Here is a 26,703-nt window from a genome sequence, read left to right as displayed (position 1 = left end):
GACGAACACGTCGCCTATTACGTATCCTTCGCTTTCCCGTGACTCTCGGATGTAACGTCCATTTATTAGGTGAATGATGAGATTTGGCGCTATATCGGGCATGGCGACCCCGCAGCGACGGGCCCCGGCGGCCCTTCCGCCTCACGGGCCACTCCCCCAACAAGGCTCGGCTCACCCGAAAGTGAGTAACAGCCATCGCCCGACCGGGCCGCCCGCCGGGGCGAAAGTCGATCTTCCTGGTGTCATGCGGAATTTCCAAACTGGTTAGTAACAAGGGGGGTCGGGAGAAAGCGTTTGCCGCTACGTTTTGGCGTGCCTCATTGGCATGCTCACACCCCTCAGCGCACACCTCCCCGTAGGAGACACCCCCATGCGCAGACTCGTTGCCTGTCTGGCGGCCGCCGTAGCCGCTCTCGGCGGGCTCACGGCGACGGCCACGCCCGCCGCGGCGGCCGGCTCGGGCACGTTCAGCGTGCTCGCGTACAACGTCGCCGGACTTCCGGAAGGCCTGTCGAGCGCGTCGACGCCGCGCGACACCAGCACCACGGAGATCGGAAAGCGCATCGCGCCGTACGACATCGTCAACGTCCAGGAGGACTTCAACTACCACGCGTACCTGTACTCCACCGACACCCACCCCTACCGCACCGCGACCAGCGGTGGCGCGGGCATCGGCAGCGGCCTCAACACCGTCTCCAACTACGCCTGGGACGAGGACGACTTCCAGCGCGTCGGCTGGAACTCCTGCCAGGTCGACTCCGGCGACTGCCTCACGCCGAAGGGTTTCACCTTCATGCGCGAGCGGCTCGCCGAGGGCGTCTACGTCGACTTCTACAACCTGCACACCAACGCGGGCACGAACGACGGCGACGAGGCCTCCCGCGCGGACAACCTCAGCCAGCTGACCGACTTCATCAGCACCCACTCGGCCGGCAACGCGGTCGTGGTGATGGGTGACACCAACACCCGCTACACCCGCAGCGCCGACACCATCGCCGAGTTCGCCTCGAACAACGGGCTCACCGACGCCTGGGTGCAGCTGATCCGCGGCGGCAGCGCGCCGGCCAAGGGCAGCGACGCGCTGGTCTGCGACCAGACCGGGGCGACCGTGCCCAACACCTGCGAGGTCGTCGACAAGGTGCTGTACCGGAGCAGCAAGCTCGTCAACCTCAACGCGACCTCGTACAACAACGAGCACGCCAAGTTCCTGACGAGCGACGGCCTGATGCTCTCCACCACGACCCGATCACGGTCGGCTTCTCCTGGTCCGAGAACGCCAATTTCCAGCTGAGCGACCAGTTCGGCGGTCCGCACGGCGACTACTACCAGGACATCGACAAGGTGGCCGCCGGCGCCCGCGCCACGAGCATCTCGCTGCGCTCCGGCTCCCGGGTCGACCAGGTCGGCATCACGCTCACCGACGGCACGACGCTGACCCACGGCGGCACCGGCGGCACGGGGTCCTCGCTGACGCTCGGCAGCACCGAGTACGTGACGACGGCGTACCTGTGCGAGGGCAAGTACAGCAACACCACCCGCATCTTCTACGCCAAGTTCACCACCAACCTGGGCAACACCCTCGCCGGTGGTACGACGACCTCGGACTGCGTGACGCGCACCGCTCCGTCGGGCTGGCAGATCGCCGGCTTCCACGGCCGCTCCGGTGACGAGCTCGACAAGGTCGGTTTCATCTACACCAAGCGCTGACCACGCCCGGCCGGCCGGCAAGCGCCGCGAACGCTTTGCCGGCCGGCTGGAGACACGGCGCGCATCGGCCCATCGCCGCATCGGCGCATCGGCGCATCGGCACATCGCCGCATCGGCACATCGCCGCATCGCCGCATCGCCGCATCGGCGATGATGGCCGCATGGCTGCCATGGACCTCCGCATCGACGCCACCGGCCTGCCCGGACGCTCCTGCCCGGCGCCCGCGGACAGCGGTCTCTCGGGCTACCGCGACATCCACGTCGGCGTGCAGCGCCGCAACCGCCCCACCGAACTGCTCGGCCCGCAGCCCGGCGACGCGGCCTCCGCGACCTGGACCCTGCCCTGCACGGCCTCCCTCTCGGCCACCGGCGTCGACTTCAGGGGGCCTTACGTCCAGGGCGGTCCCGGCGGCCGGTTCGTCTACCTGTCCTGGGTGACCGTGGACAGCGAGGGCGCCTTCGTGATGTTCCGGCGGGCCAAGCTGATGCTCGACGCCGTCCCCGGGGCCGTGGCCGAGGCGGCGGCGCGGGACGGGCTGCTGGTCGGCCGGGTCGGGCTGACCGACGCCCGGGGGATGCCGCTGTGCGCGCGGGTCGTACCCCCGGCCGTCGTCTGGAGTGCCGGGAGCGGTTCTCGGCCTCGTCAACCGAGTGCCTCGCGGTAGTCGGCGAGAGCGGTTTCGGTCCCCGCGCCGTGGCTGATTCGGGACGTGCCGGTTCGGCCGATCGAACAGAACAAGCGGCTCAGGCCACCTGGCTCATCATCCGTGCGTTGACCATCCATGGCTTTGGTTGAGCTTTGTTCCTTTTTCGAGAAACCGCTTCACCCAAACACCGGTCGATCCCGGTCGCTGGGTGTTAGAACTTGGCCACAGAACGTCGGGCTGTGCACAGCCCTGCGCACCAGCCCTGTTGTGAAAAGGGACGATCTTGTCCAAGTCCAGACCGCTGACTGCCAATTGGCGCGTCGCAAGACGCCTCCAGGCCATTCTGCTCATTCCGGTGCTCGTCGCCCTCGGCCTCGGCGGCCTCCGGGTGAAGAACTCGATCGACACGCTGCAGGACGCCAACGACGCGGTCCATGTGGCGGAGTTGGTGCAGGCGGCGAACACCTACGCCAGTGACGCGATCAACGAGCGCGACGTGTCGGTCATCCCTCTCCTGGAGGGCAAACGGGACGCGCCCGCCGTGGTGGCGGCGCGCAAGGTCACCGACGCCGACGCGGAGGCGTTCGACGCGGCGGTGGCCCGGGCCCCGAAGACCGCGGGCCTCGCCCGGCGGATCGAGCTGGTGCGGGCGGGCGAGAAGCAGCTGCCCGTGGTGCGGGCCGACGCGTTCACGGCCAGGTCGTCGGGGGTGCAGACGGAGGAGAGCTACCACGCCGTCCAGCACCCGCTGATGGAGATCTCGAACGAACTGGGCTTCGGCAGCAGCAACCAGGCGAGCTTCGGGCGCACCCTCTACGCCATCTCCCTGACCCAGGCGGCGGAGTCCCTGGTGCGTTCCATCGGCACGCATCTGCTGGTCGAGAACCGCGACGCGCTCGCCCAGGGCGAACTGCAGACCCAGCTCGGCTCGTTCAGCTCCTACGCCTATCTGGAGCAGGTCGGCCTCCAGGAGTACGCGGGCGCCGGTACCGCCGGGGACATGACCCGGCTGCGGGCGGCGCTGGCGGACGCGCAGAAGAAGGGTGCGCAGCAGACGGCCAAGGCCGCCGAAGAGGCCAAGGCGGCCGGCCAGGCCTTCGTGACGCCGCCGGCCCTGCAGAAGATGATCAACGAGATCGCCGCCGGGACGCCGACCGAACAGCTGGCCGCCCAGGGCATCACGCCCGAGTCGTTCTTCGCGGCATCCGCGCTCGCCTTCAACGCCTACCGCGGCATCGAGGTCCATCTCACCGACACCGCCCTCGCCGATGCCCGCAGCATCGCCGCCGACGCCAAGCGGGACGCGATCGTCAACGGCTCCTTCGCGCTCGGCGCCGTACTCGTCGCCCTCCTGCTCGCCGCGTGGGTGGCCCGCTCCATGAGCCGGGGCATGCGCAGGCTCAGCGCCTCGGCCATGGAGATCGCCGAGCAGCGGCTGCCTGCGGTGATCACCCAGCTCTCCCAGGCCGTGCCCGGCCAGGTGGACACCGGAGTCACGCCGATTCCGATCACCACCACCGACGAGATCGGCGAGGTCGCCCGCGCCTTCGACCATGTGCACCGGGAGGCGGTCCGGCTCGCCGCCGAACAGGCCGCGCTGCGCGGCAACGTCAACACGATCTTCACCAACCTCTCCCGTCGCAACCAGTCGCTGATCGAGCGGCAGCTCGCCCTGATCACCCACCTGGAGGAGCGCGAGGCCGACCCCGAGCAGCTGTCGAACCTGTTCAGGCTGGACCACCTGGCCACCCGGGTGCGCCGCAACGGCGAGAACCTGCTGGTCCTCGGCGGCGAACGCCCCACCCAGCAGTGGGACCACCCGCTCCCCCTGGTCGACGTCATCCGGGCTGCGGCCTCCGAGGTGGAGCAGTACGAGCGGATCGAGCTGTCCGGCGTCCCGGAGGTGGAGATCCACGGCCGCGCCGTCACCGACCTGGTGCATCTGCTCGCCGAGCTCCTGGAGAACGCCACCTCGTTCTCCTCGCCGCGCTCGACGGTCCGGGTCACGGCGACCCGGCTGCCGGACACCCGGATCATGGTCGAGATCCATGACCAGGGCATCGGTCTGCGGCCCGAGGACTTCGCGCAGATCAACCACAAGCTGGCGAATCCGCCGACCGCCGACGCCGACGTCTACCAGTACATGGGCCTGTTCGTGGTGGGCAGGCTCGCCGACCGGCACGGCATCCGGGTCCAGCTGCGGCCGGCGGGCGGGGAGTCCGGCACGACCTCGCTCGTCATGCTCCCGTCCACCATCACCTGGCACGGCGGCACCGAGTCCGACGCCGACACGCTGGCACTGGCAGCCTTCAGGGCTCGCGCCACGCCCGGGTCGGCGGCCCTGCTCGCGGACGGGCCCGCCGACCCGTTCGGCGCGCACGAGGCGTGGGAGGACGGCATCCCGGCCCCCGGCCCCGCGACACCCTCCGGCGCCCCCGCCGCCGCTGCGGCTTCCGCCGCCTTCGGCGCCCCCGCGGTGCCCGACGTCCCCGCGCCTTCCGGGCCGGCCGCGTCGCCCCCGCCGTCCGGCCGTCCCCGTCACACGTCGAAGCGCAGCCGCCGCCCCGCCAAGGACGGCTGAGCCGCCGGCCCGGAGTCAGGGCGGCGGCGCCGGGCGCAGAGCCCGCACCACCGCCCAGACGACGGAGATGAACGGCACGGCCACGACGGCGCCGATCACCCCCGCGACGATGCTGCCCGCGATGACGGACACGGCGACGGCAAGGGGGTGCAGCCGCACCGCCCAGCTCATCACGAGCGGGTGCAGCACATGCCCCTCCAGCTGGCCGATGACGACGATGAGCACGAGGACGGCGGCAGCCGTGAGCGGACCGCGCCCGGCCAGTGCCACCACCGTGGCCACGCTGAGCGCGACCGGTGAACCCACCAGCGGAACGAACGCGGCGAAGAACTCCAGCAGGGTGAGCGGCAGCGCGAGCGGCACCCGCAGCACGAGCAGGGCGACGCCGACGAGGACCGCGTTGGTCGCGGCCACGATGATGATGCCGCGGGTGTATCCGGCGAACGTCCGCCAGGCCGCGTTCCCCGCCCGGTCCCAGGCGCTGCGGGCACCGGCGGGCAGCAGTTCGCGACTCGTCCAGGCCCAGAGCCGTTCGCCGGAGTGGATGAAGAAGACCGAGGTGAAGAGCGCGAGCGCGCCGCCGGTGACCAGTTCGACAAGGGTGCCGAAGCCGCTGAGTGCCCTGCTCGCCAGGTTGGAGCGGTGGGACTGGATGTAGGTGACGATCTGCTGCTGGAGGTGTGACAGGGCGCCCGGGCCGAGCCGGAAGGGCGGGCGCTGCAGAAAGACCTCGATGCGGTGGATGCCGCCGCGGAACTCGTCGGCCAGTGTCGCCGACTCCTGCGCGACCGCGTTGCCCACCAGGGCCAGCAGACCGAGGAACAGGCAGATGCTGCCGACCAGGCTCACCGTCACGGACAGCGGCCTGGGGAGCCGGCGGGCCAGCAGGTCGGCGAGGGGGCGCAGCACCGAGGTGATGACCAGGGCCAGGAACACGGCGACGGCGATCAGCTGGAAGCGGCCGAGGACGACGAAGACGCCGTAGACGACGATGCCGACCGCGATGAGCCGCCAGGCGTAGGCGGCGGCGATCCGCAGGGCGGGGACGACGACCGCGCTGACGGAGGCGGAGGCGCGCGGGTCGCGGGCCCGCTTCGGGATCCGGATCGCGCGGGCGGTCCGGCTGTCCGGTGGCGTGCCCCGGGCCCGCCGCGCGCGGCCCCGCCCGGCCGTAGGCCCGCCCGCACCCACCACCGTGCCTCCCGTCGCCGGCCAACGTCGCCTCTAGTGCACGTTAGGGGCATTCGTGGCGGCGGGCGGGCGGCAGTGGGCCAAGGGGGTCAGTGGGCCGCCGACTCGGAGACGGCGGTGCGGACGGCTCGTTCCACCAGGTTCACACCGTCCGGCATGGACGCGTTGCCGTCGGAGAGGACCGCGACGAGGTAGTGGTGGCCGCCGGCCGTGACCCGTCCGATGCTGTTGATGTCCCACAGGCCGGTCGTGGTCCGCATGAGCCAGCCGTTCTTCAGGGCCCACCCGGCGTCGGCGGCGGCCGAGACGCCCCAGGACTGGCCGGCGGCGATCTCGGTCATCAGAGTGCCGATCCGGCTGCGGGACGCCGCGTCGAGGGGCGTGGGGCCGGTGCCGAATATCGCGCGCAGCAGTCGTATCTGATCGGTGGCGGTGGTGCGGGTGAGCCCCCAGAGGCCGCCGGGGCCGCCCTGCGTCGAGGTCAGTCCGAGCCGCCTGTTGGCCGACTCCAGGCCGGGGGCCTTGCCGATGGCCCGCCACAGGGCGCTGGCCGCCGTGTTGTCGCTGTCGCGGATCATCACCTCGGCCTGCGCGCTCTCCCGTGCGGTGAGGTCGCGCCGGTGGTCCCGGGCGTGGAGCAGCATGGCGGCGAGGATGTCGACCTTGACGATACTCGCCGTGTCGTACGGCGTGTCGTCGCCGTGGACGGTGGGTTCCCGGCCGGTGCCGTCCAGGTCGAGGACGGCGGCTGTCACCCGGGCCTGGCCCTGTGCCTGGACCGCGGTGCGGAAGTCGGCGGGGCCGGACCCGGCGCCGGCGGCCATGGCCGCCGGCGCGGCTCCGACGAACAGGGTCACCGCCGCGGCCACGACGGACAGGGTTCGGTTGAGCATGACGGAGGCCTTCGCAGTTCGGGTCGGGGGACGCAGAACTGCGAACGTAGACAAAATGCCCGGCTCGCGACATGACGGCCGCCACGATGCGACCGGTTCGGGGCCGATTGTGAGCAGGGCAACAGGGCCGTCGGCGACCGGAGCGACCCATTCGTGCGCGCGAGGGACCTTCCGGTGTACGGAACGTGGTTTCCGCATGCCTCATCCGCATCACTACGGGGGAAGAATGAGGTCAGAGCGACGGACCGGCCTCTGGGAGGTGCCATGAGCACATCGGCGGAACCGCGGGTGAGCGGTCTGGAGGTCCGGTCCATCGACTACGTGCCGCTGGACGAGCGGCACGGCAAGCTGTGGCATCTGGGACCGCTGTGGTTCATGTCCAACGCGCAGATCGCCACCCTGGCGGTGGGGCTGATCAGCATCACGGAGGGCGGCAATCTGATCTGGTCGCTGCTCGCGATCGTCGCGGGCACCCTGATCGGCACGTTCTTCATGGCGTTCCACTCGGCGCAGGGGCCGCAGCTGGGTCTGCCGCAGATGATCCAGTCCCGCCCGCAGTTCGGCTATGTCGGGGCGCTGCTGGTGTGGCTGTTCGCCTATGTGCAGTACGCGGGCTTCAACGTGTTCAACACCGTCCTGGCCGGTCAGGCGCTGGACACCACGATCCACGGCGGTGTGAAGCTGTGGGTGGTCGTGGTCACCGTGATCGCCCTGGTCGTGGCGCTGGTGGGGTACGACATCATCCACAAGGCCGAGCGGTTTCTGACCTACACGTTCCTGGTCGTCTTCGGGATCTTCACCGTCGGTGTGCTGGTCACCCTGCACTACCCGGCGGGCTCCTTCGACCTCGGCGCCTTCAAGGTCACCCCGTTCCTGGCGCAGTTCGGCGTGGTCGCCGGCTACCAGATCAGCTGGGCCATCTACGTCTCGGACTACTCGCGTTACCTGCCGCCGGACGTCACGGTCCGCAAGACGTTCTACTGGACCTACTTCGGCTCGGCGCTCGGCGGCATCTGGCTGATGGTGCTCGGGACGCTGCTGGCCGCGTGGGCAGGCGACAGCTTCGACACGATCCCGTCGATCAACGCCGCCGGCGACAAGGTCTTCGACGGCTTCGGCGCGATCGTCCTGCTGTTCTCCGCGCTGGGCCTGATCTCCGTCACCGCGCTCAACATGTACGGCGGTTCACTGACCCTGATCAGTGCCATCGACTCGTTCAAACGGGTGCGGCCGACCCTGGGCGTGCGTCTGCTCACCCTAGGGGTGACCGCGGGGCTCTCCCTCATCGGCGCACTGGCGGCGACGTCGAACTTCCTGACGAACTTCAACAACTTCCTGCTGCTGGTGCTGTACCTGTTCATCCCGTGGACGTCCGTGAACCTGATGGACTACTACGTGGTGCGCCGGGGCCACTACGCGATCGCCGAGATCTTCAAGCCGAACGGCATCTACGGCCGCTGGGGCTGGCAGGGGATCGTCTCGTACCTGGTCGGGTTCGCGGTCATGGTCCCGTTCTTCTCGGTCGGCACCCTCTTCGTCGGCCCCGTGGCCAAGGCCCTGGACGGGGCGGACATCTCCCTGTTCATCGGGCTTCCGGTGTCGGCACTGCTGTACTGGTGGCTGACCCGCTCGATCGACGTCGAGGCGGAGACCCGTATCGCCGAGGCGGAGGCCGCCGCCCTGGAGCAGGCGGCCCACGAACACCGTGAGCCGTAGCGCCTGACCCCGATGGGACGCGTCGCCGTGTGCGTCAGTACGCGGAGTTGACGTTGTCGATGGAGCCGTACCGGTGGGCGGCGTAGTTGGCGGCCGCGGTGATGTTGGCCACCGGGTCGGTGACGCTGTGGGCGGTGCCGGAGACGTGGTACGCGTTGAAGGTGGGGTCGATGACCTGGAGCAGACCCTTGGAGGGGGTGCCCTTCTGGGCGTTGACGTCCCAGTTGTTCTGCGCGCTCGGGTTGCCGCCGGACTCACGCATGATGTTGCGCTTGAGGCCCTCGTAGCTGCCCGGGATGCCCTTGGCCTTCATGACCTGCAGGGACTGCTTGATCCAGCCGTCGAGGTTGTTGGCGGAGCCGGTCCGCTGGGAGGCGGTGCGGCTGCTGTCGCCGGAGGAGGCCGTGACCGTGGCCGAGGTGTGCGCCTGCGTCATCTCGGCGGCCTGCGCGTTGGCCGGCACCAGGGTGAGGGCGGCGGCCGCGGCACCGGTGGTGGCGAGGCCGGCGAGGCCGAGGGTGCGCAGGCGGGCGATGCGGGTGCGAGTGGTCATGGTCATGTGAAAGAAACTCTCCGGTGTGGGACGGCGTCGGCGCCGGCCGCTGTGGGCGGCGGCGTGGGGGCGAGGCCCCGTTCTACCGGCGGGAGTGGGCGGGCCCGGCGGGGATCCGCTCGGCCCGTCGCCCTGTGCTCCCGGCGACGACAGCAATGGTTAGCGGCGCCGGGAGCAGGCCGCAACGATGTGACGTACTACCCGACTTCGTACCGAATGGATTCAATGCCCGATATATGACCCTTACGGCCACTTCAGGGCGCTCCGTTCCTACGACGGTGGATAGGATGTGATCTGGCTCCTATGGGGGGTGTCACGCCTCCGGGGCCCATCACGGCGCCCGCGGCGCGAGCTCGGCGCACTCCACAGCTCCCGTACAGCACGCCGCGAGAGCATCCACCCATGGCTGACACCCCCACACCGGCGCCGGGCGCGATCCGGGTGCTGATCGTCGACGACGAGCCCGAGCTGACCGAGCTGCTCTCGGCCGCCGTCAGCGCGGCGGGCTGGCAACCGTTCGTGGCACGCAACGGGTACGGCGCGCTGCGCGCCGCCCGCACCTGCGGACCGCAGGCCGTCGTGCTGGACGGCATGCTGCCCGACCTGGACGGGATCCAGGTGCTGCGGCGGCTGCGGTACGAGAACGCCAGGCTGCCCGTGCTGATGCTGACCGCCCGGGACGCGGTGGAGCACCGGCTCGACGGGCTCACCACCGGCGCCGACGACTACGTGACCAAGCCCTTCTCCCTGGAGGAGGTGATGCTCCGGCTGAGCGGACTGCTGCGCCGCTCCGGGGCCGGCGAGGCCGGTGCGGAGGAGGAGGGGGTGCGGGTCGTCGGCGATCTGGTGCTGGGTGAGCGGAGCCGCGAGGTGCGCCGGGGCAGCACACCGATCTCGCTCACCGCCAAGGAGTTCGACCTGCTGCGGTTCCTGATGGACCACCCCCGCCAGGTGCTCAGCAAGAACCAGATCCTCGACCACGTGTGGCACAGCTCGTTCGACGGCGGCGGAAACCTGGTGGAGGTGTACGTCTACGGTCTGCGCGCGAAGATCGACAAGGAGCGCCGGCCGATGATCCACACCGTGCGCGGCGCCGGGTACGTCATCAGACCGGCGGACGACGAGGCATGACGGCCGTCGGGCGGGCCCTCACCCGTCTGCGCGCACGCTCGCTGCGGGCCCGGATGGTCCTCGTCCACTCCCTCACCCTGGCCGCCGTGTGCACAACGATGGCGCTGGCCACCGTGCTCGTCCAGCGTTACTACCTGATCAAGGACCTGGACCAGCGGGTCACCGACGCCGCCGAGCACAGCCAGGGCGGCCGGGAGCACGCGCCGCCCGGCGCGAGTCTCGGCTTCCTGCACGAGCGCGGCCAGCACACCGGCACCCTCGCCGCCCTCATGAACGGCGACGCGATCGCCACGGCCGAGGTGGTGACCGACGACGGACCGCGCTCCCTGACCGCGGCCCAGTGCGCCGCCCTGAGCGGCATCCCGGCCGACGGGACCCTGCACACCCGGACCGTCCCGGGCCTCGGCGCCTACCGGCTGACGGCCGTCACCGAGGGCGGCACCGCCATGCTGGCCGGGCTGCCCGTGAGCGGCGTGCAGCGCATGATCGACTCCCTGGTCGTGATCGAGGCCTGCATCGCCGGGGTCGGGCTGGTGCTGGCGGGTTCCGTGTCGGCGGTGGCGATCCGGCGTCAGCTGCGGCCGCTGCGGCGGGTCGCCGCCACCGCCGTCGAGGTCTCGCAGGCACCGCTCGACCGGGGCGAGGTGAGCGGGCTCACCCGGGTGCCGGTGCCGGACACCGACCCTGGCACCGAGGTCGGCCAGGTGGGCGTCGCGCTGAACCGGCTGATCGACCATGTCGAGTGGTCCCTGTCCGAACGCCAGCGCGCCGAGGAGCACATGCGGCGCTTCCTCGCCGACGCCAGCCATGAGCTGCGCACCCCGCTTGCCTCGATCGCCGGATACGCGGAGCTGATGCTGATGGGCGTGGAGACCCGGAAGATCGAACCGGAGCTGGCCTGGCGCCGGGTCTCCGACCAGTCGGCGCGGATGACCGGACTGGTCGAGGACCTGCTGCTGCTCGCCCGGCTTGAGGAGGGCAGACCGCTTGAGGCCACCGAGGTGAACCTGGCGACCCTGGTCGGGGACGCGGTCTGGGACGCACGGGCGGCGGGTCCGGACCACCACTGGCAGCTGGTGCTCTGCCTCGACGCGCCCGCCACGGTGATCGGCGAGCCGTCCCGGCTGCACCAAGTGGTGGCCAACCTGCTGGCCAACGCCCGGGTGCACACCCCCGCCGGGACGCGGATCACCGTCACGGTGGAGGCGGCGGACGGGCACTGCGCGATCCGTGTGCACGACGACGGGCCGGGCATCCCGGGCGACCTTCTGCCGACGGTCTTCGACCGCTTCACCCGGGGTGACGCCTCCCGCTCCCGCGCCCCCGGCAGCGCGGGCGGAGCGGGGCTCGGACTGGCCATCGCGGCCGCGATCACCCAGGCGCACGGCGGTCGCGTCGAGGTGGACAGCGCGCCCGGCGACACCCGGTTCACCGTCACGCTGCCGCTCGCCGGCACCGCCACCCGGCTTTCCCCTGCAAGTTCCCTGACCGGATCCGCCGGCGCGGCCCCACGTCCCGCACCGCCGGCAGGCCCTCCCCCGGCCGGGCTTCCACCGCAGACGGACGCTCTCTTCCCCCGGCCCGGCCCGCGGCAGTGACAGGCTGGACCGCACGGCGCCGGTGCGGTACGGCCGAGGGCGCAGGACTGCGAGGCGCCCGACCCGGCATCGTTTTCACCGGCGCCGCCGTTGTCTCTGGTACCTCTGTTAGGTCTGTTACCTCTGGTGCCTCAGAAACCTCTGGCGCCTCCGTCGTCTCTGTTGGGGAGTCCGACATGACCACACCCCGGGACCTGTTCCTCGTCACCGTGTACGACGCCGCCGCCCGGCCCGTCGAACAGGGCGACCTCTCGCTGGCGCTCGCGGGAGCCGAGCTGGTCGATCTCATCGACGCCGGGGCGGCCACGCTCGACGGCGACCTCATCGTGCCCGCCGCGGCGGGCGGGGCGGGTGACCGGCTCCTCGACGAGGCGGTGGCGGCGCTGCGGCGGGAGACGCCGTACGAGTCGGTCGAGGACTGGCTGTGGCGGCGGGGGCGCGGCCTGGGCGCGGCCTATCTCGACGCCCTGGAGGCGGACGGGACGGTCGCCCAGCAACGGCGGCGCTGGCTGCCGCTGCCGACCGGCCGGACGGAGCCGGCCGACTCGCCCGAGCGCGTCCGGGCGCACGAACGCTGGACGTCCGGCGAGCCGGTGCTCGCCGCCCTGGCCGCCGCCGTGGGAATCCCGGACGAGGCGGCGAAGGACCTCACGGGCGCGGCTCCCGACGCGACCGTGACGGTGGTGGCCGCGGTGAGCGACGCCGTGACGGAACTCGCCGCGGTACGGCAGCGCCGGGAGATCGAGGACGCGGCCTTCGACAACGTGTGGCGTGGCCTGTGACGGTCGCCGTCCACGACTGAACGGCCCGCACTCCCGTCACCGCCGGTTCTCGGCCAGTGGTCCAGCGGCTGCCTGTTCGCGCAGCCGTTGGACCGCACCCCCTATTGGCGGACTTCCCCCCTGTCAAGGCCGCCTGGAAGTCCCCTTTCATATACTCCTCATAAACTTGCTCAGGAATCCGACAGGAATTGCCTGCCCATGCGACATACAGCGCCGATGGCATGCTGCCGTCGCGTGCAATCATAGGTTCCGCGTCATCTCCGTTGACGGCCCGTTATGCCGGTGCAACGATCACGGCGCGTCGACATGGCATTCCCGGTTTTCTGCTTTACCCGGCGCCGCAAATTATCGACGAGAACAGCGGATAATCGCCCGCCATTTCCCGGGAGGCCGAATAGGGGCGGTCGGTTGTTCCCGCTGGAAGGAGATGACTTTGAGGCCGATCAACGAGGACAACACGGCCGGGGCGGACGGCCGGCTGCACCGGCGGTCGTTTCTGAACGGCTCCATCGCCGCCACCGTGGCGGCCGCGTCCCTCGCGGGCGGCGGGGGTGCGGCCCGGGCGGCCGAGGCCTCGTCGGCCGTGAGCTCGTCGGCCGAACCCCGGCTGAAGGTGGGTGCGGGCCGGTCCGCCATCGGCATTCCGGCCTCCCTGCTGCCGCTGGACGGCTTCACCACCGTCCACGACGACCTCTATGTGCGCGTCCTGCTGCTGGAGAGCGGCTCCGGCCGCGTCGCCCTCGTGGTGCTGGACCTGACGTCGATCAGCGCGGAGGCGATCGCGCAGATACGCGCGGTCGTCTCCAGGACCGCCTCGGTGGCGACCGGCGACATCGTGGTGACGGTGACCCACACCTTCTCCGCCCCGCACGTGCAGGCGAGCACCAGCAGCGCCGGGGCCGCCCAGTACGTGCAGAACATCACCGCGGCGGCCTCGACCGCGGTGACGGCTGCCGTACAGGGGCTGCGGACCGCCCGGGTCGGTTACGCAACCGGCACGTGCGACGTCAACGTCAACCGGGACGTCCACACGGCCGACGGCTGGTGGCTGGGCACCGGTGAGTCGGGGCCGTCCGACAAGAGCGTCGGCGTCACCCGCTTCGACGACGTCGACGGCAACCCGATCGCGGTACTCGTGAACTACAGCGTGCAGTCCTCGGTCATGATGGAGTCGGTCATGGCCAACGGGGACCTGCCGATCAGCGCAGACCTGGCCGGCGCGGCAGTGGCGCACGTCGAGAAGGAGTACGGCGGTGACGTCGTCGGGTTCTTCCTGGTCGGGTCCTGCAGCGACCAGTCCCCCGCGTTCAGGTCCAAGCGCTACACCATCGACAAGGACCGGAACTGGTCCCAGGTCGACGCCCGGGACGCCGGCTGGATCCTGCTGACCGTACAGGGCGAGCGACTGGGCACCGAAGCCGTCCGGGTCAGCGAGACCATCAGGACGTCGGGCTCGCACGCGGGGGCCGCGCTGCGTCTGCTGACCGACACGGTCACGGTCAGGACGGTGGCCATGGGCCATCCGACGGCGCCCACCACGTCGTACGACTTCACGCCGATCGGCACGGCCGACGTGCCGATCTGGGTCCTGCAGGTCGGCGACGGTGCGTTCGTCGGAGTGGAGCCGGAGCTGTCCACCGACACCGCGCTGGGCATCCGGAAGCACTCCCCGTTCCCGCACACCGCGGTCATGTCGATGCTTGAGGGCGGCGCGAAGAACATGGCCGAGGCGCAGAGTTACGCCCGCATCACGTACGAGGCGATGGACTCCTCCTACGCCCAGGGTGCCGCCGAAACGGTCGCGGCCAAGGCCGGCGAGATGCTGCGTTCGCTGCGCGGCTGACATCCCCCCACCGACAGAGGAGTTTGTTTTGGTTACCAGGCGTGCGCTCATCGCCGGCTCCGCCGGGCTCGGCACCGCGGCCGTACTCGGCGGCGGGGCGGTCGCGGCCGCCGCGGGCTCGGACGAGCCGGCGTCGGAGGGCCGGCACATCGTCGGCGCCACGGCGATCACCAAGGTGTACGGCGAAGGACAGAAGCTGACAGCGGTGGCGGTCGAGTACGACCGTGACATCGACGGCTCGTCCCTGACGACGTCGGCGTTCGCGGTCACCGACCGCACCGTCACCAAGGTCTACGCGAACCGCACCACCGCGGTCGCCGACCGGGGCGAGGACGGCCGGTACGTCATCGTCGAACTCTCGCCCGAGGACAAGGCCGCCCTGCTCTGGGGAAAGGACGCCGTCGGCGCGTCGAGCAGCCCGACACCCAGCCCGTCGGGCAGTGCGGGTGGCGGCACCGGTGGCGGCGGTCCGACGGCCGGCGACACCACCCCGGGCGGCCCGATCGTGCCCGCGAAGGCCACCGTGACCCAGACCGGCACCGTCACCACCGTACGGGGCAGGCGCTATGCAGCGGACGGAACCGCGGTGACGACCAGCGCGGTGGTCAACCCGATCGTCGACGACTTCCGGCAGTTCACCTTCGACGACCCGGCGACCGGGCGGAGCCTCAAGTACAACCTCTTCGTCCCCAAGCGCTACGACCCGCGCAGGAAGTACCCGCTGGTGCTGTTCATGCACGACGCCAGCGTCGTCAACGTCGACACCGTCGGCCCGCTGGTCCAGGGCCTCGGCGCGGTCTGCTGGGCCAGCCCCGAGGACCAGGCGCGGCACGAGTCGTTCGTGCTCGCGCCCGAGTACGGCGAGGTCGTGATCGACGACAACTACGTGCCGACCTCGCTCTTCGAGACCACCGCCCACCTGGTGGAGGCGGTGACGGAGAAGTACAGCATCGACACCAGGCGGCGCTACACCACCGGGCAGTCGATGGGCGCGATGCTCTCGCTCGGACTGAACATCCGGTACCCGGACCTCTTCGCCGCCGGCTACATCGTCGCCGGGCAGTGGCCGGACAGCCAGGCCGCGCCGCTCGCGGACAAGAAGCTCTGGATCCTCGTCGCGCAGGACGACACCAAGGCCTTTCCCGGTGAGAACGCCATCACCGCGGTCATCGAGGCCGCCGGCACCAAGGTCGGCACCGCGGTGTGGGACGCGGGTGCCGGCGCCGCGCAGTTCGCCGCGGACGTACGTGCCCTGGAGAAGCAGAAGGCGCCGGTGAACTACGCGACCTTCCTGACGGGCACGGTCACCGCCACGACCGGCGCGTCCAACGCGCACACGGGGACCTGGCAGATCGCCTACTCGATCCCCGGCATCCGGGAGTGGCTCATGAAGCAGTCCATGTGACCCCGGGGCAGAACGGGAATCTCTAAGCGTGCGAGGTCCGTGGGCAGGGCGACGGGCCTCGCACGCTGTCGCATGCCGCCCGGCGGGTCACTGGTCCATCAGGATCCGGTACAGCGTCCGGCGGGCGCCGCGGACGGCGGCGACCGCTTCCTCCAGTTGCTCCGGGGACGCTTCCGAGGCCGGCACCTGGCGTGCGGCGGCCTTCAGCCGTTCCCTCTCGCCCGCAGCGGTGAGTGGTGCTCGTCCGCGGCGGAGGGCGCCTGCTCCGCGGTGTCGTCCCACTGCTGGGGCGCATGCTCGCGGCCGGCTTCGGTCAGCGCGAGGACCCGGCGTCCCCGGGCTTCCTGCCCCTCGACCAGGCCGCTGTCCACGAACGACCGCCGCAGGCCCGGGCGGCGGGCGGCTTCCCTTCGCCATCATCCCGCCTGCCGATACGTCGTGACACGCTCGGCGGGCCGCGGCGGCGACGCCATGGCGATGCCACCCTGCTCCACAGGACGACGGAGATCATGAACGTGGCGAGCTCGGCCCGGCGCGGCGGTGTCCCGATGGCCACGCAGGCCCGCTCGGGGCGGACGACTGGCCGCTGCCGCCGTGCGGGCTCAGCCCGGTACGGTGTTTGTACGTTTCAGGGTCGGCCGCAGGTGCGGTCCGGCGCTTGCGTTCCACGTCGAGAACGAAGTGGGTGGGTGGCCATGGCCGAGTTGTCCGACAAGGTCGATGCGCTGATCGCGTCGGCCGTACCGCTGCCGCCACCGGCCGAGCGCAGGCGCCTGCGTGTCGAGCACGGCCTGACGCAGGGGCAGGTCGCCGACGCACTGCACGTCCGTCGGCCGACGGTGAGCGACTGGGAAGCGGGCAGGGCGGAGCCGCGGCGGCCGGAACGGGAGGCGTACGCCGACCTGTTGAGGAAGCTGGCCGAGCTGCACCCGGACACGTCGGCCGAACGGCCGGACACCGGCCGCATCATCGGCGCCCACGAGTTCGCCGGCATGTTCGCGGAGTTCGAGCGCAACGCCTGGCGGCTCGAAGGACGCCGTCGTTATGCCTGGCACGAACGGCGCCCCGAGTACGCGGCTTTCACCGCCGGACGGCATGTGCACTGGGACGCCGAGGATCCCTGGTGCCGTGACCGCCGTGCGCAGGCCGCGCTGGGCAAGCGGTTCCGGCGGGTGCGGGTCATCGACGAGCCGTACACGGAATGCCAGGTGTACCTGCTCCTGCAGAACACCCCGCGCAACGCCGCCGCGGGTGAGGACATCCGGTTCCTCACTCGCGGCAAGGCCCGTGAACTGGGCCTGCCCGCCGAGGACTTCTGGCTCTTCGACACCCGCGCCGTCGCCGTCCTGCACTTCGACGACGCCGACGAGGCGGGGGCCGTCGAGCTGTTCACCGCGCCGGCCGATGTGCTGCGCTACGCCCAGGCACGGGATGCCGCCTGGCACCACGCCGTCTCCCAGGAGCGGATGGCCGACGGTCTCGGAGTCTGACACCGAGCGCGGCGAGGCCCGCGCCCCTCGGGATCGGTGCGCGAGGCGCACGGTGAGCGTGCGCGCGAGGTGCTCGACCCGGCCTCCCCGGTGCGCCGTGTGCCAGGCGACGGTACTGAGCGCCCGTGAACCTCGCTGGCAAGCAACGTATGCCTGCCGTCTGCGGTGGTGCCGGCACGTAGACGGCGCCGCTCGGACTCGGTCATGTTTTCGGCGGGCCACTTCCCCGTTCCCGGCCCCTGTGAGCAGGAGGCATCGTGCGACTGACACCGCTTCACGACCTGACCCCGGAACAGGCGCGTCTGCGGGCTCGGCTCCAGGAACGCCGGGGTGGCGTCAACGGTCCCTTCGGGGTGCTTCTGCACAGTCCGGAGCTGGGCTCGCGGCTGGAGGAGCTCAGCACGTCCATCATGCGGGACGCGGCGCTGCCGCCGCGGCTGCGGGAGCTCACGCTGCTGATCGTGGCCCGCCGCCTCGACGCGCAGCATTCGTGGCTCGCCCACCTGGACAAGGGCCTGGCTGCCGGCCTGGATGCGGCGGCCCTCGCCAGACTCGCCCGCGGCGAGGAGCCGGGCTTCCCCCGGGCCGACGAACAGATCCTCCACGAGTTCGTCGGTCAGGCGCTGGAGACCCACTTCGTCGACGACGCCACCTACGCCGCGGCGCTGGCGCGGTTCGGGGAGCGGGCGCTGGTCGATCTGGTCGTCGCGATCGGCGGGTTCGCGGCCCTCGCTCTCGTCCTCAACACCTTTCAGGTGGACCTCCCGTCCGGCACCGAGCCGCCGTTCCCCGATGTGACCGGTTTCCGGCGCACACGGCGCGCGGGTGCCACCTCCTGACACAGCCGCACCAGAACCGCGGGAGTGTCCCGCCTGCCGTCCCCCCAGAAGCGAAAGGGGCACATCGACGTGTCCACAACCGCAGTCCACCCCCACCCCCGTCCCCGTCCCTGGCGCACCGCCACGCTCGGCGGTATGGCGTCCTACCTGGACGGCGCCACGATCGTCACCGTCGGCATGGCGTCGGTCATCCTGCAGAAGCACTTCGCGCTGAGCACCTGGTCGGTCGGCGCCCTGAACTCCGTCCTGATGTTCATGTTCGCCACCGGCGCGGTCGTGGGCGGCCGGCTCGGCGACCTGCTGGGCCGGCGCGCCGTCTACTCCGTCGACCTGGTCGTCTACGCGGTCGGCGTCCTGGTCGTCCTCCTCGCCCCCGACCAGACCTGCCTGTTCATCGGCGTCGTCATCACCGGCCTCGCCATGGGTGCCGACGTGCCCACCTCCCTGGCACTGATGGCCGAGGAGTCCGCCGCGGGGCGCCAGAGCAGCACCGTCGCCTACGCGCAGACGCTCTGGCTGGCCGGTGTCGCCGTCACCCAGATCATCGGCTACTTCGTCGGCGACATGGGGATGACGGGCGCCCAGATCATGTTCGGGCACCTGCTGGTCGTCTCGGTCGTGGTGTGGGTGCTGCGCCGCGGGGTGACCGAGTCGGCCGACTGGCAGCGCTCCCGCACCGCGCCCGCCGGCCGTCCCGACCTGCGCTCCGCCTTCCGCAAGCCGTACGGTGCCGGCCTGCTCGCGACCGGCCTGTACTTCGTGATCAGCGGCATCATGCCCAACACCGTCGGCCAGTTCGGCAGCTTCCTCGTGGTGGATCTCGGCCACTCCACCGTCCGGGTGTTCAGTCTGATCGGCTGGGGCACGATGGCCGTGGGCATCGCGGTCGCCCTGCTCTTCCAGCGCCTGGCCGACTCACCGACGCGCCGGGTGCTGATGGTGGTCGGCCTGGTCTCCCTGGCCGCCGGTCCGCTGGCCGCCATCGTGGGCGGCTACTCGCTGGCTTCCCTGGTGGTGCTGTTCCTCGCGAACACCGTCGCGGGCACCTGGGCGGGCGAGGGCCTGTACAAGGTGTGGAGCCAGGAGATCTTCCCGACCGGGATCCGCAGCACCGCGCAGGGTCTGACCTTCGGCGCCGCCCGGTACGTGATGGCGGTCTTCGGCCTGTTCACCCCGACGTTGGTGCAGGAGACGCCCACCCTGTTCATGGGCATCCTGATCGTGCTCGGCGCGGCCGCCACGGTCATCGGCCTGCTCTGGCTGCCCCGCCTGCCGCAGCACGGCCTGGCGGGCCCTGAGGACGGGCAGGTGTCCGGCACCGCGCCCACCGGCTCCGGCGCGTCCCTGTCCGGCTCGCCCTGACCCTGCACGTCTCCCCTTTCCCGTACCTCACAGGAGAGTCCACCTTGTCTTCCGAGCACCACCGTCGCCCCACCGCGACGGCCCCCACCGCCGCGGCAGCCGACCCGGCCACAGGCCGGCTTCGGGTCGGGGCCGCCAGGGCGGACATCACCCCCGAGGACCTGACGGGCCTGCATCCCATGCCCGGCGAGTTCTCCGGCGTCCACGACCCCCTCTTCCTCCGCGCGCTCTACCTCGACGACTCGGAGACCGAAGCCGCCCTCGTCTCCCTGGACCTCATCGAGGCCGGCGACGTCAGCGAGGTGCGCCGGCGCGTCGAGAGCGAGCTCGGCATCCCCGCGGACCACGTCGTCGTCACCGCCACGCACACCCACAACGCGCCGCGGATCGCCGGTGTCTCACCCGGCGCGCTGGCCCACGCGGGCGGCCCGGAGTCGTTCGCCTACACCGAGTTCGTCTACGACCGGATCCTCGCGGCCCTGCGCACCGCCCGGGACACGGCGCGGCCGGCCCGGTTCGGCGTGGGCACCGGCAGTGCCGACGTCAATGTCAACCGCGAGGTGTACGCCGACGGGCGCTGGAGCCTCGGCCACAACGCGGACGGCCCGTCCGACAAGACCGTCTGGGTGCTGAAGTTCGAGGATCTCACCGGGAGGCCGATCGCGCTCCTGGTCAACTACGCGGTGCACTGCACGGTGGCCTTCGGCACCTCGGAGATCAGCGGCGATCTCGCCGGTGCCGCGTGCCGGCACATGGAGGACGTGCTCCGGGACGACGGCTCCCCGGGCGCGGTCGCCCTGTGGACGCCCGGCCCGCTGGGCGACCAGGCCCCACGCATCGACCTCGGTGTCGCGTTCGGGGTGCGCCCGGGCGAGCGGCAGAAGGAACTCGCGTACGCGGCCATGGCGGCCCAGGGCCTGATGGTCGCCGCCGAGGCGCTGCGGGTGGCGCGCGGGCTCGGCGACCTCGACCCGGCGGTGCGCCTCGGCGCCCGGCAGCGCACGGTCGCGTGTTTGGTGAAGCCGGGCCAGGACGTCATGGAGACCATGCGGCAGGAGGCGGCGGACACGGTGCCGCTGCGGCTGTCCCTGATCCGGATCGGTGACGTGGCGCTGGCGGGGGTGTCGGGCGAGGTCGTCACCGAAGTCGGCCGGCGGCTCAGGGAGCGGTCGCCGCTGACCCGCACGATCCTCGTCTCCCTCGCCAACGACCGTATCGGGTACCTGCCCGACGACGCCCGGTTCGACCGCCCCGTCCACTCGGTCAACGGCTGCCCGGTCCGGCGCGGGTATGCCGAGAACGCCATCGTGGACGGGGTACTGGACATGCTCGCCGGCCGACCGGCCCGAGAACACCGCGGAGGACCGGCATGACGGGGGACGGCACCGTCCTCACCGCGGGAGCCGGCCGGGCGGAGGTCGAACTGCCCCCGGGCCTGCTGCCTTGGGAAGGGTTCACGTCCGTGCGCGACCCGCTCTGCGTGCGGGTGGCCGTCCTCGACGACGGGGTGACCCGGCTGGCCGTGGTGGTGATCGACCAGACGTCGGTGTTCGACGACCAGATCGACCGCACCCGGCAGGTCGTCCACCGCGTCTGTGCCGTGCAGCCGCCCGACTGCCTGGTGGTGGCGAGCCACACCTTCTCCGCACCGCACGTGCTGCCACCGGACCGGGTGCCCGAGGAGGGGGTGCGGAAGAACACCCTGCTGGCCGACGCCGTGCACGACGCGGTGGTACGGGCTGCGACCCTGGCCGCGCACACGATGCGCGCCGCCCGGATCGGCTTCGGCCGCGGCAGGTGTGCGGTGAACGTACAGCGGGACGTGCCCACGCCGGACGGCTGGTGGCTGGGCGCCGATACCGAAGGCGAGACCGACGACAGCGTGGGGGTGCTGCGCGTCGACGACCTCGACGGCCGGCCCGTCGCCCTGCTCGTCAACTTCGCCGTCCAGTCCTCGGTGCTGAAGGACGCGACGACCCGCACCGGCGGGCGGGAGGTGAGCGCCGACCTGGCGGGCGCGGCGGTCCGGCGGATCGAGGCGCGCTACGGCGACGGCACGGTGGCCCTCTTCCTGATCGGCGCCGCCGGAGACCAGGCACCGCGGCCGGTCGCAGCCCCTGCCGCGCCCGGCCCGGGCGGCACCGAACCGCGTCCCCGGCAACCGCCCCGCGATGCCTGTGAGGCGCTCGACCTGCTGGCCGAGCGCCTCGCAGACACGGCCGTGCGGGTGAGTGACGGTATCGGTACCGCACCGCTCGCCGTACCGTTGCGGGTTGTTCACGACCGGGTGCGGGTCCCCGCCCAGAAACCCCCGGCCGGGCTGGACGCGCTGCGCCCGTCGACCCGGTACGCCTTCGAACCCGACGGCACGGCCGAGGCGCCGCTGGTGGTGGTGCGGATCGGCGACACCGTTCTCGCCGGTGTCCAGGCCGAGTTGAACGCGCGCACGGGACTGGCCGTCAGACGGGCCTCGCCCTTCCCGCGGACCTGTGTGGTCACGATGGTCAACGGCGCCGCCAAGTACATGGCCGATCAAGGGAGTTACGACCGGATCACCTACGAGGCCATGAACTCCCGGTACGGCAGGGGCGCGGCCGAGACCGTCGCCGGTCGGATCGTCGGCATCCTGCGCTCGCTGGCCGCCGCGGACGGCACCGCCGACGCCTGACGTCACGCGGCCCCTGCGGTCTCCGGGGAACGGACACCGGCACCTGGCCTGGACCGGCAGTGGCCCCGGCGAGGCGAGCCACCGGGTCCTGCCGCTTCCGGCGCGGGCCGCGGGCGTGATGCCTCGGCCCTCACTTGAGGCCGCTGAGCATCACGCCTCTGATGTAGTACTTCTGCAGCAGCAGGAAGAGGACCAGCACCGGCAGGACGCTCAGGACGAGGCCGGCCATCACGATGGGCAGTGTGCGGGTGGGGTCGACGTAGTCCTGCAGAAACTGGATGCCGACGGGCAGGGTCATCACGGCCGGGTTGGCCGTCGAGACGAGCAGGGCCCAGATGTACTCGTTCCAGGCGTCGACGAAGGTGAGCAGGCCGAGGGTGACCAGGACCGGCTTGGTCTGCGGGACGACGATCCGCCACCACACGGTGAACTCGCCGCAGCCGTCGATACGTGCGGCCTCCAGGACCTCGTCCGGGATCGAGACCATGAACTGGCGGGTCAGGAAGATCCCGAAGCTGCTGACGAGGAACGGCACGGCGAGCGCCACGATACTGACGGTCAGTCCCGCGCCGCCGCGCCCGAGCAGGTCGTTGCCGCCCGCCAGCGGCCAGTGCACCAGGATCAGGAAGTGCGGGACGAAGAAGAGGAACGGCGGGAACATCATCGTCGACAGCACGAGACGGAAGACGAAGTCCCGGCCGGGGAACCGTAGTTTGGCGAGCGCGTAGCCCGCGAGCAACGACGTGAGCAGCACCGAACCGGTGATCGTGCCGGTGGCGACGACGCTGTTGCGGAAGAGCACCGGCAGATCGAGCTGGTGGATCGCCGCCCGGTAGTTGGACAGGTCGAAGGCCCTCGGCAGGAACCGGTAGGGCAGCGTGCCCGCCTCGTCGGGCCCCTTGAAGGACGTCATCAGCATGTCGGCGAACGGCACCACGGTGAGCACCGCGCCGGTGCCGACCAGCAGGTACGACAGCCACGGGAAACGGCGGCGGATCACGCGTCCTCCCCCTTGCGCCGGAAGAGCCACAACTGCACCAGCGTGACCGCGAGGACCACCGTGAACAGCACGAAGGCCGCGGCGCTCGCGGTGCCCCAGTCGCCGTAGGAGAAGGCCTGCCGGTACATCTCAAGGGCGGCCACGTCGGTAGCATCCCCGGGGCCGCCCCTGGTCATCACGATGATCAGCGCGAAGGACTGGAGGCCGGTGAGGAACTGGGTGACGCACACGAACAGCAGGGACGGCCGCAGCAGCGGCAGCGTGATCCGCCAGAAGACGGTCCCGGGCCCGGCGCCGTCGAGCGCGGCGGCCTCGTAGTACGACTCCGGGATGGACTTCAGCCCAGCGGTCAGGACGAGGATCGCCGAGCCGACGGAGGCCCAGGCCTGGACGACCACCACCGCGGGCAGCGCGGTGTCCGGGTCCTGGAGGAACGCCACGGAGCCGAGCCCGACGGCGTTGAGGACGCCGTTGACGAGGCCGCCCGGCTGGTACATGTACTTCCAGACGTTGCCGACGGCGACGACGGTGGTGACGATCGGCAGGAAGTACAGGGTGCGCCACAGCCCCTGGTAGCGCAGTTTGTCGATGCAGGTGGCGACCAGCACCGACCCGGCGAGCGCGAGGGCCACGGTGCCGACGGCGAACAGCAGCGTGTTGGTGAGGATCGGCGCCAGGAACGTCGAACCGCCGGCGAACAGGCCGGCGAAGTTGTCCAGGCCGACCGGCTCGATGTCGCCGAGGTCGAACCCGGCCCAGCGGGACGTCGAGAGCAGCATCGCGAAGCCGAGCGGCAGGGCGAGGAAGACGGCGTAGAACAGCAGTGTCGGCGCCAGGAAGAGGTAGGCGACGACGACTTGGCGGCGCCGGTGCCGGGTGCGGACACGGGCGGTGCGAGCGGCGGACCTCTCGCGTGCCGCCCGTTCGGTCGGCTCCGGTGCCAGGGTGGCGTTCACCATGACCGCGACACCTCCTGATCGACCTGGCGGCGGGTGGAGCGCAGGGCTTCGTCGACCGTCTGCTGACCGGTCCACAGGGCCTCGATGTTCTTGCGCAGCAGCGACTTGGCCTGCTGGGCGCCCGGCACGTTGGGTTCGGGTACGGCGTACGCCAGCGCGTCCAGGAACGGGTGCAGGTTGGGGTCGCCGCCCGTGCCGAGGAGGGTGCGCATGTCGTCGGCGCGGCCGGTGAGGGAGCCGGCCGACGCCTGCAGGGCGCTCATCCGGGTCGCGCCGCGCACCTTGTCCACGTTGAGCCAGCGCAGGAACTCCCAGGCCTCCCGCGGGTGTTCGCTGGCGGTGTTGACGCCGAGCATGAAGCCGGTGGAGAGCGTGGCGCGCTTGGCGTCCGGCTCGGGGAGGGGCACGGGCGCGACGCCGACCTCTCGGTAGGCCGTGCCCATCAGCGCCTTCAGGTTCGCGGTCCACCAGCCGGCGCTGATCACCATGGCGACCTGTCCGGAGGCGAACGCCTGGTAGACGTTGACGCCGGGGGCGCTCGCGCCCTTGTCGACGAGGCGGCGTTCCAGGTCGAACACGGCGCGGCCGGCCGGCGAGTCGATGGCGGTGCGCCTGCCGTCCGCGGAGACGAACCGTCCGCCGGCGGCGTTGAGCAGGGCGAGGGTCTGACCGACGGTGGTGGAGTCGTCGAAGGTCGACAGCCCGAATCCCTGGACCAGCGTGTTGCCGTACCGGTCCTGCCTGGAGGTCCGGTACGCGGCCTCCTCCAGTTCCGGCCAGGTGTGCGGCGGGCCGTCGACACCGGCCTCGCGCAGCAGCCGCCTGTTGTAGTAGAGGGCGTACGTCTGCATCTCGGTGGGGTAGCCGTAGACGGTGCCCGCGACCGATGCGGAGCCGACGGCGGCGGTGCCGTAACCGCGGCCGACCTCCTCGGCGTGCTCGGGCGGTGCCGGCCGCAGGACTCCGGCGCGGACGAGCTGGCCGTTCCACAGGCAGTACGGGTGCAGGATGTCCGTGCCCTGGCCCGCCGCCTGCCGGACCATGAAGGTGGTCAGCAGGTCGGTGAACTCGACGGCCTTCGTCCGCACCTTGACCCGGTCGTGCAGGGCGTTCCACTCGTCCACCGGACCCTGGAGAGCCTTCTTGAGCTCGCCGCTCGCGTAGTGGGAGAGCAGGGTGAGCACGATCGGGTCGCCGGGCCGTCCGGTGCCTCGATGCGGGGCGGCGCAGCCGGCGGCGAGCAACGCCGAGGGAAGCCCGAGGGCGAAGTGACGCCGGCTCAGTGACGGTGTCACCGGGCGGCCTCCCGGCGCAGCACCCGGAACACCCGGGTCGTGGTGAATCCGCTCTTGCGGTAGAGGTGGCCCGCCGGGGACTGCGCGCCGGTCCACAGGAACCACGCGGAGTGCGCCCGCAGCGCCCGCATCCGCTCCAGGACGAGGTGCAGGAGGACCTCGCCGAGTCCGGTGCCGCGCATCTCCTCCAGCACGCCGATCGGGCCGAACCGCTCGTCCACCGAGTCGAAAGCGCCGTGCATCGCCCAGCCGACCATGCGGCCGCCGGGGTCGCGGGCCACGACGATCCGGTCGAGCGGTGTGCCCGCGGTCAGACACGCCCGGATCGTGCACGCCCAGTCCGGCCCGAAACGGCTTCCGGCGAGGGCGAGGAGGTCCACCAGGTCGTCGTCGGCCGGGGTGGCGAACCGGTAGCCCCGTGCGGTCAGTTGGTCCACCCGGAGCACGATGTCGTCCGGGAGGCGGTAGCCGGCCAGGACGCGGTCCATCGCCGCCGCCTCGTACAGGGTGCGAAAGCCGAGGGAGTCGAGAAGACCGGCCGCCTCCGGGTAGGCCTCGGCGTCCAGGCCGGGAAAGACGTAGTTCGGGGTGTAGGAGGAGAAGTCCACCCGGGTGCGGCCGTGACCGTGCAGCCAGTCGAGGGCCTCGGTCAGCAGCCGGCGGCCGAGGCCGCGCCCGCGGGCTTCCGGGGTGACGAAGAAGAACGGGATCCAGCCCTGCTCCGGCTCCAGGTCGGTGCCGGCCATCGGGGTCAGCCGGCGCACCGCGTAGGCGGCGCCGACGACCCGGTCGCCTACGACGGCGACCCGCAGCCCCTCCGGGTCGAAGTTGGGGTCGAGCAGCACCAGGGAGCGGAAGCGGTCGGTGGTGACGGGGTCGGCCGGCGCGCTCCGCCGCCACGCCGCCACGATCTGCGGTCCGTCGCCCGCGCGAAAGCCGCGGACACCGGCCCGGGTCGTCGCCGTGAGAGTCGTCGGATCGGTCATCGACGGGGGTCCTTCCGAGCGGTGCGGCGGAGATCGGGGAGCGAGCGGTCGGTCCGA

General features: G+C 71.3%; 21 protein-coding genes and 1 pseudogene. 14 read left to right on the top strand and 8 right to left on the bottom strand.

Annotated elements, in window-relative coordinates:
* The first annotated feature begins 370 nt into the window (after positions 1-370).
* The 3 genes and pseudogenes from OHB00_RS48785 to OHB00_RS48775 all read left to right on the top strand — a co-directional run bounded on the left by OHB00_RS48785 (position 371) and on the right by OHB00_RS48775 (position 4,935).
* Positions 371-1,707: pseudogene (locus tag OHB00_RS48785) on the top strand (jacalin-like lectin).
* A gap of 170 nt (positions 1,708-1,877) precedes the next feature.
* Complete coding sequence (locus tag OHB00_RS48780) at positions 1,878-2,372, top strand: DUF5990 family protein (protein WP_406446332.1); 495 nt, start codon at positions 1,878-1,880, stop codon at positions 2,370-2,372.
* A gap of 265 nt (positions 2,373-2,637) precedes the next feature.
* The gene (locus OHB00_RS48775; RefSeq protein WP_406445202.1) at positions 2,638-4,935 is read left to right on the top strand and encodes a nitrate- and nitrite sensing domain-containing protein; all 2,298 of its coding nucleotides are present in this window, start codon (positions 2,638-2,640) and stop codon (positions 4,933-4,935) included.
* Between the two features lie 15 nt (positions 4,936-4,950).
* On the opposite strand, the gene OHB00_RS48770 is transcribed toward OHB00_RS48775, so the two are convergent.
* Positions 4,951-6,129: an AI-2E family transporter gene (locus tag OHB00_RS48770; RefSeq protein ID WP_406445201.1), complete on the bottom strand. Its 1,179-nt coding sequence runs from the start codon at positions 6,127-6,129 to the stop codon at positions 4,951-4,953.
* Positions 6,130-6,215: 86 nt separating this feature from the next.
* Positions 6,216-7,019, bottom strand: a complete 804-nt coding sequence (locus tag OHB00_RS48765) for a serine hydrolase (protein WP_406445199.1) — start codon at positions 7,017-7,019, stop codon at positions 6,216-6,218.
* A 264-nt stretch (positions 7,020-7,283) separates the two neighbouring features.
* Between OHB00_RS48765 and OHB00_RS48760 the strand changes: the two genes are divergently transcribed.
* Positions 7,284-8,735 carry a purine-cytosine permease family protein gene (locus OHB00_RS48760; protein WP_406445197.1) on the top strand — a complete coding sequence of 484 codons (1,452 nt, stop codon included), beginning with the start codon at positions 7,284-7,286 and terminating at the stop codon, positions 8,733-8,735.
* A 34-nt stretch (positions 8,736-8,769) separates the two neighbouring features.
* Here OHB00_RS48760 and OHB00_RS48755 read toward each other — a convergent pair whose 3' ends face one another.
* Complete coding sequence (locus OHB00_RS48755; protein ID WP_406446330.1) at positions 8,770-9,288, bottom strand: transglycosylase SLT domain-containing protein; 519 nt, start codon at positions 9,286-9,288, stop codon at positions 8,770-8,772.
* Positions 9,289-9,690: 402 nt separating this feature from the next.
* Between OHB00_RS48755 and OHB00_RS48750 the strand changes: the two genes are divergently transcribed.
* The 5 genes from OHB00_RS48750 to OHB00_RS48730 all read left to right on the top strand — a co-directional run bounded on the left by OHB00_RS48750 (position 9,691) and on the right by OHB00_RS48730 (position 16,047).
* Positions 9,691-10,419, top strand: coding sequence for a response regulator transcription factor (locus OHB00_RS48750; RefSeq protein ID WP_406445195.1), 729 nt, complete (start codon positions 9,691-9,693; stop codon positions 10,417-10,419).
* Entirely contained in the window at positions 10,416-12,017 is a 1,602-nt protein-coding gene (locus OHB00_RS48745; protein ID WP_406445194.1) for a sensor histidine kinase, read from the top strand. Before OHB00_RS48750 ends, OHB00_RS48745 begins: the two co-directional genes overlap by 4 nt.
* Before the next feature lie 176 nt (positions 12,018-12,193).
* The gene (locus OHB00_RS48740; RefSeq protein WP_406445192.1) at positions 12,194-12,799 is read left to right on the top strand and encodes a GPP34 family phosphoprotein; all 606 of its coding nucleotides are present in this window, start codon (positions 12,194-12,196) and stop codon (positions 12,797-12,799) included.
* Between the two features lie 427 nt (positions 12,800-13,226).
* Entirely contained in the window at positions 13,227-14,642 is a 1,416-nt protein-coding gene (locus tag OHB00_RS48735; protein ID WP_406445190.1) for a hypothetical protein, read from the top strand.
* Positions 14,643-14,670: 28 nt separating this feature from the next.
* On the top strand, positions 14,671-16,047 hold the full coding sequence (locus OHB00_RS48730) for an alpha/beta hydrolase-fold protein (protein WP_406445189.1): 1,377 nt from the start codon (positions 14,671-14,673) through the stop codon (positions 16,045-16,047).
* A gap of 203 nt (positions 16,048-16,250) precedes the next feature.
* On the opposite strand, the gene OHB00_RS48725 is transcribed toward OHB00_RS48730, so the two are convergent.
* Positions 16,251-16,418: a hypothetical protein gene (locus OHB00_RS48725; RefSeq protein WP_406445187.1), complete on the bottom strand. Its 168-nt coding sequence runs from the start codon at positions 16,416-16,418 to the stop codon at positions 16,251-16,253.
* Positions 16,419-16,742: 324 nt separating this feature from the next.
* On the opposite strand from OHB00_RS48725, the gene OHB00_RS48720 reads away from it, so the two are divergent.
* The 5 genes from OHB00_RS48720 to OHB00_RS48700 all read left to right on the top strand — a co-directional run bounded on the left by OHB00_RS48720 (position 16,743) and on the right by OHB00_RS48700 (position 22,406).
* Complete coding sequence (locus tag OHB00_RS48720) at positions 16,743-17,537, top strand: helix-turn-helix transcriptional regulator (RefSeq protein WP_406445185.1); 795 nt, start codon at positions 16,743-16,745, stop codon at positions 17,535-17,537.
* Between the two features lie 257 nt (positions 17,538-17,794).
* Positions 17,795-18,376, top strand: a complete 582-nt coding sequence (locus tag OHB00_RS48715) for a carboxymuconolactone decarboxylase family protein (RefSeq protein WP_406445183.1) — start codon at positions 17,795-17,797, stop codon at positions 18,374-18,376.
* 69 nt (positions 18,377-18,445) lie between these two features.
* The gene (locus tag OHB00_RS48710; RefSeq protein ID WP_406445181.1) at positions 18,446-19,738 is read left to right on the top strand and encodes an MFS transporter; all 1,293 of its coding nucleotides are present in this window, start codon (positions 18,446-18,448) and stop codon (positions 19,736-19,738) included.
* 44 nt (positions 19,739-19,782) lie between these two features.
* Positions 19,783-21,111 (top strand): neutral/alkaline non-lysosomal ceramidase N-terminal domain-containing protein, encoded by a 1,329-nt coding sequence (locus OHB00_RS48705; RefSeq protein WP_406445180.1) that lies wholly within the window; start codon positions 19,783-19,785, stop codon positions 21,109-21,111.
* Positions 21,108-22,406 (top strand): hypothetical protein, encoded by a 1,299-nt coding sequence (locus tag OHB00_RS48700; protein ID WP_406445179.1) that lies wholly within the window; start codon positions 21,108-21,110, stop codon positions 22,404-22,406. Before OHB00_RS48705 ends, OHB00_RS48700 begins: the two co-directional genes overlap by 4 nt.
* Positions 22,407-22,536: 130 nt before the next feature.
* Here OHB00_RS48700 and OHB00_RS48695 read toward each other — a convergent pair whose 3' ends face one another.
* The 4 genes from OHB00_RS48695 to OHB00_RS48680 are packed head-to-tail and all read right to left on the bottom strand — an operon-like array spanning position 22,537 to position 26,646.
* Complete coding sequence (locus OHB00_RS48695; protein WP_406445177.1) at positions 22,537-23,406, bottom strand: carbohydrate ABC transporter permease; 870 nt, start codon at positions 23,404-23,406, stop codon at positions 22,537-22,539.
* Positions 23,403-24,365 (bottom strand): carbohydrate ABC transporter permease, encoded by a 963-nt coding sequence (locus OHB00_RS48690; protein WP_406445175.1) that lies wholly within the window; start codon positions 24,363-24,365, stop codon positions 23,403-23,405. Before OHB00_RS48690 ends, OHB00_RS48695 begins: the two co-directional genes overlap by 4 nt.
* Positions 24,359-25,660 (bottom strand): ABC transporter substrate-binding protein, encoded by a 1,302-nt coding sequence (locus tag OHB00_RS48685; RefSeq protein WP_406445173.1) that lies wholly within the window; start codon positions 25,658-25,660, stop codon positions 24,359-24,361. Before OHB00_RS48685 ends, OHB00_RS48690 begins: the two co-directional genes overlap by 7 nt.
* Complete coding sequence (locus OHB00_RS48680; protein WP_406445172.1) at positions 25,657-26,646, bottom strand: GNAT family N-acetyltransferase; 990 nt, start codon at positions 26,644-26,646, stop codon at positions 25,657-25,659. Before OHB00_RS48680 ends, OHB00_RS48685 begins: the two co-directional genes overlap by 4 nt.
* Positions 26,647-26,703 lie beyond the last annotated feature (57 nt).

It is taken from the genome of Streptomyces sp. NBC_00631 (assembly GCF_045206895.1).
Taxonomy (GTDB): Bacteria; Actinomycetota; Actinomycetes; order Streptomycetales; family Streptomycetaceae; genus Streptomyces.
This window is presented reverse-complemented; position numbering and strand designations above follow the sequence as displayed.

Coding starts and splice junctions, on each gene's coding strand:
- OHB00_RS48755 (WP_406446330.1), bottom strand. CDS start 9,288: ATGACCACTCGCACCCGCATCGCCCGCCTGCGCACCCTCGGCCTCGCC.
- OHB00_RS48750 (WP_406445195.1), top strand. CDS start 9,691: ATGGCTGACACCCCCACACCGGCGCCGGGCGCGATCCGGGTGCTGATC.
- OHB00_RS48760 (WP_406445197.1), top strand. CDS start 7,284: ATGAGCACATCGGCGGAACCGCGGGTGAGCGGTCTGGAGGTCCGGTCC.
- OHB00_RS48700 (WP_406445179.1), top strand. CDS start 21,108: ATGACGGGGGACGGCACCGTCCTCACCGCGGGAGCCGGCCGGGCGGAG.
- OHB00_RS48740 (WP_406445192.1), top strand. CDS start 12,194: ATGACCACACCCCGGGACCTGTTCCTCGTCACCGTGTACGACGCCGCC.
- OHB00_RS48765 (WP_406445199.1), bottom strand. CDS start 7,019: ATGCTCAACCGAACCCTGTCCGTCGTGGCCGCGGCGGTGACCCTGTTC.
- OHB00_RS48735 (WP_406445190.1), top strand. CDS start 13,227: ATGACTTTGAGGCCGATCAACGAGGACAACACGGCCGGGGCGGACGGC.
- OHB00_RS48720 (WP_406445185.1), top strand. CDS start 16,743: ATGGCCGAGTTGTCCGACAAGGTCGATGCGCTGATCGCGTCGGCCGTA.
- OHB00_RS48745 (WP_406445194.1), top strand. CDS start 10,416: ATGACGGCCGTCGGGCGGGCCCTCACCCGTCTGCGCGCACGCTCGCTG.
- OHB00_RS48780 (WP_406446332.1), top strand. CDS start 1,878: ATGGACCTCCGCATCGACGCCACCGGCCTGCCCGGACGCTCCTGCCCG.
- OHB00_RS48690 (WP_406445175.1), bottom strand. CDS start 24,365: ATGGTGAACGCCACCCTGGCACCGGAGCCGACCGAACGGGCGGCACGC.
- OHB00_RS48680 (WP_406445172.1), bottom strand. CDS start 26,646: ATGACCGATCCGACGACTCTCACGGCGACGACCCGGGCCGGTGTCCGC.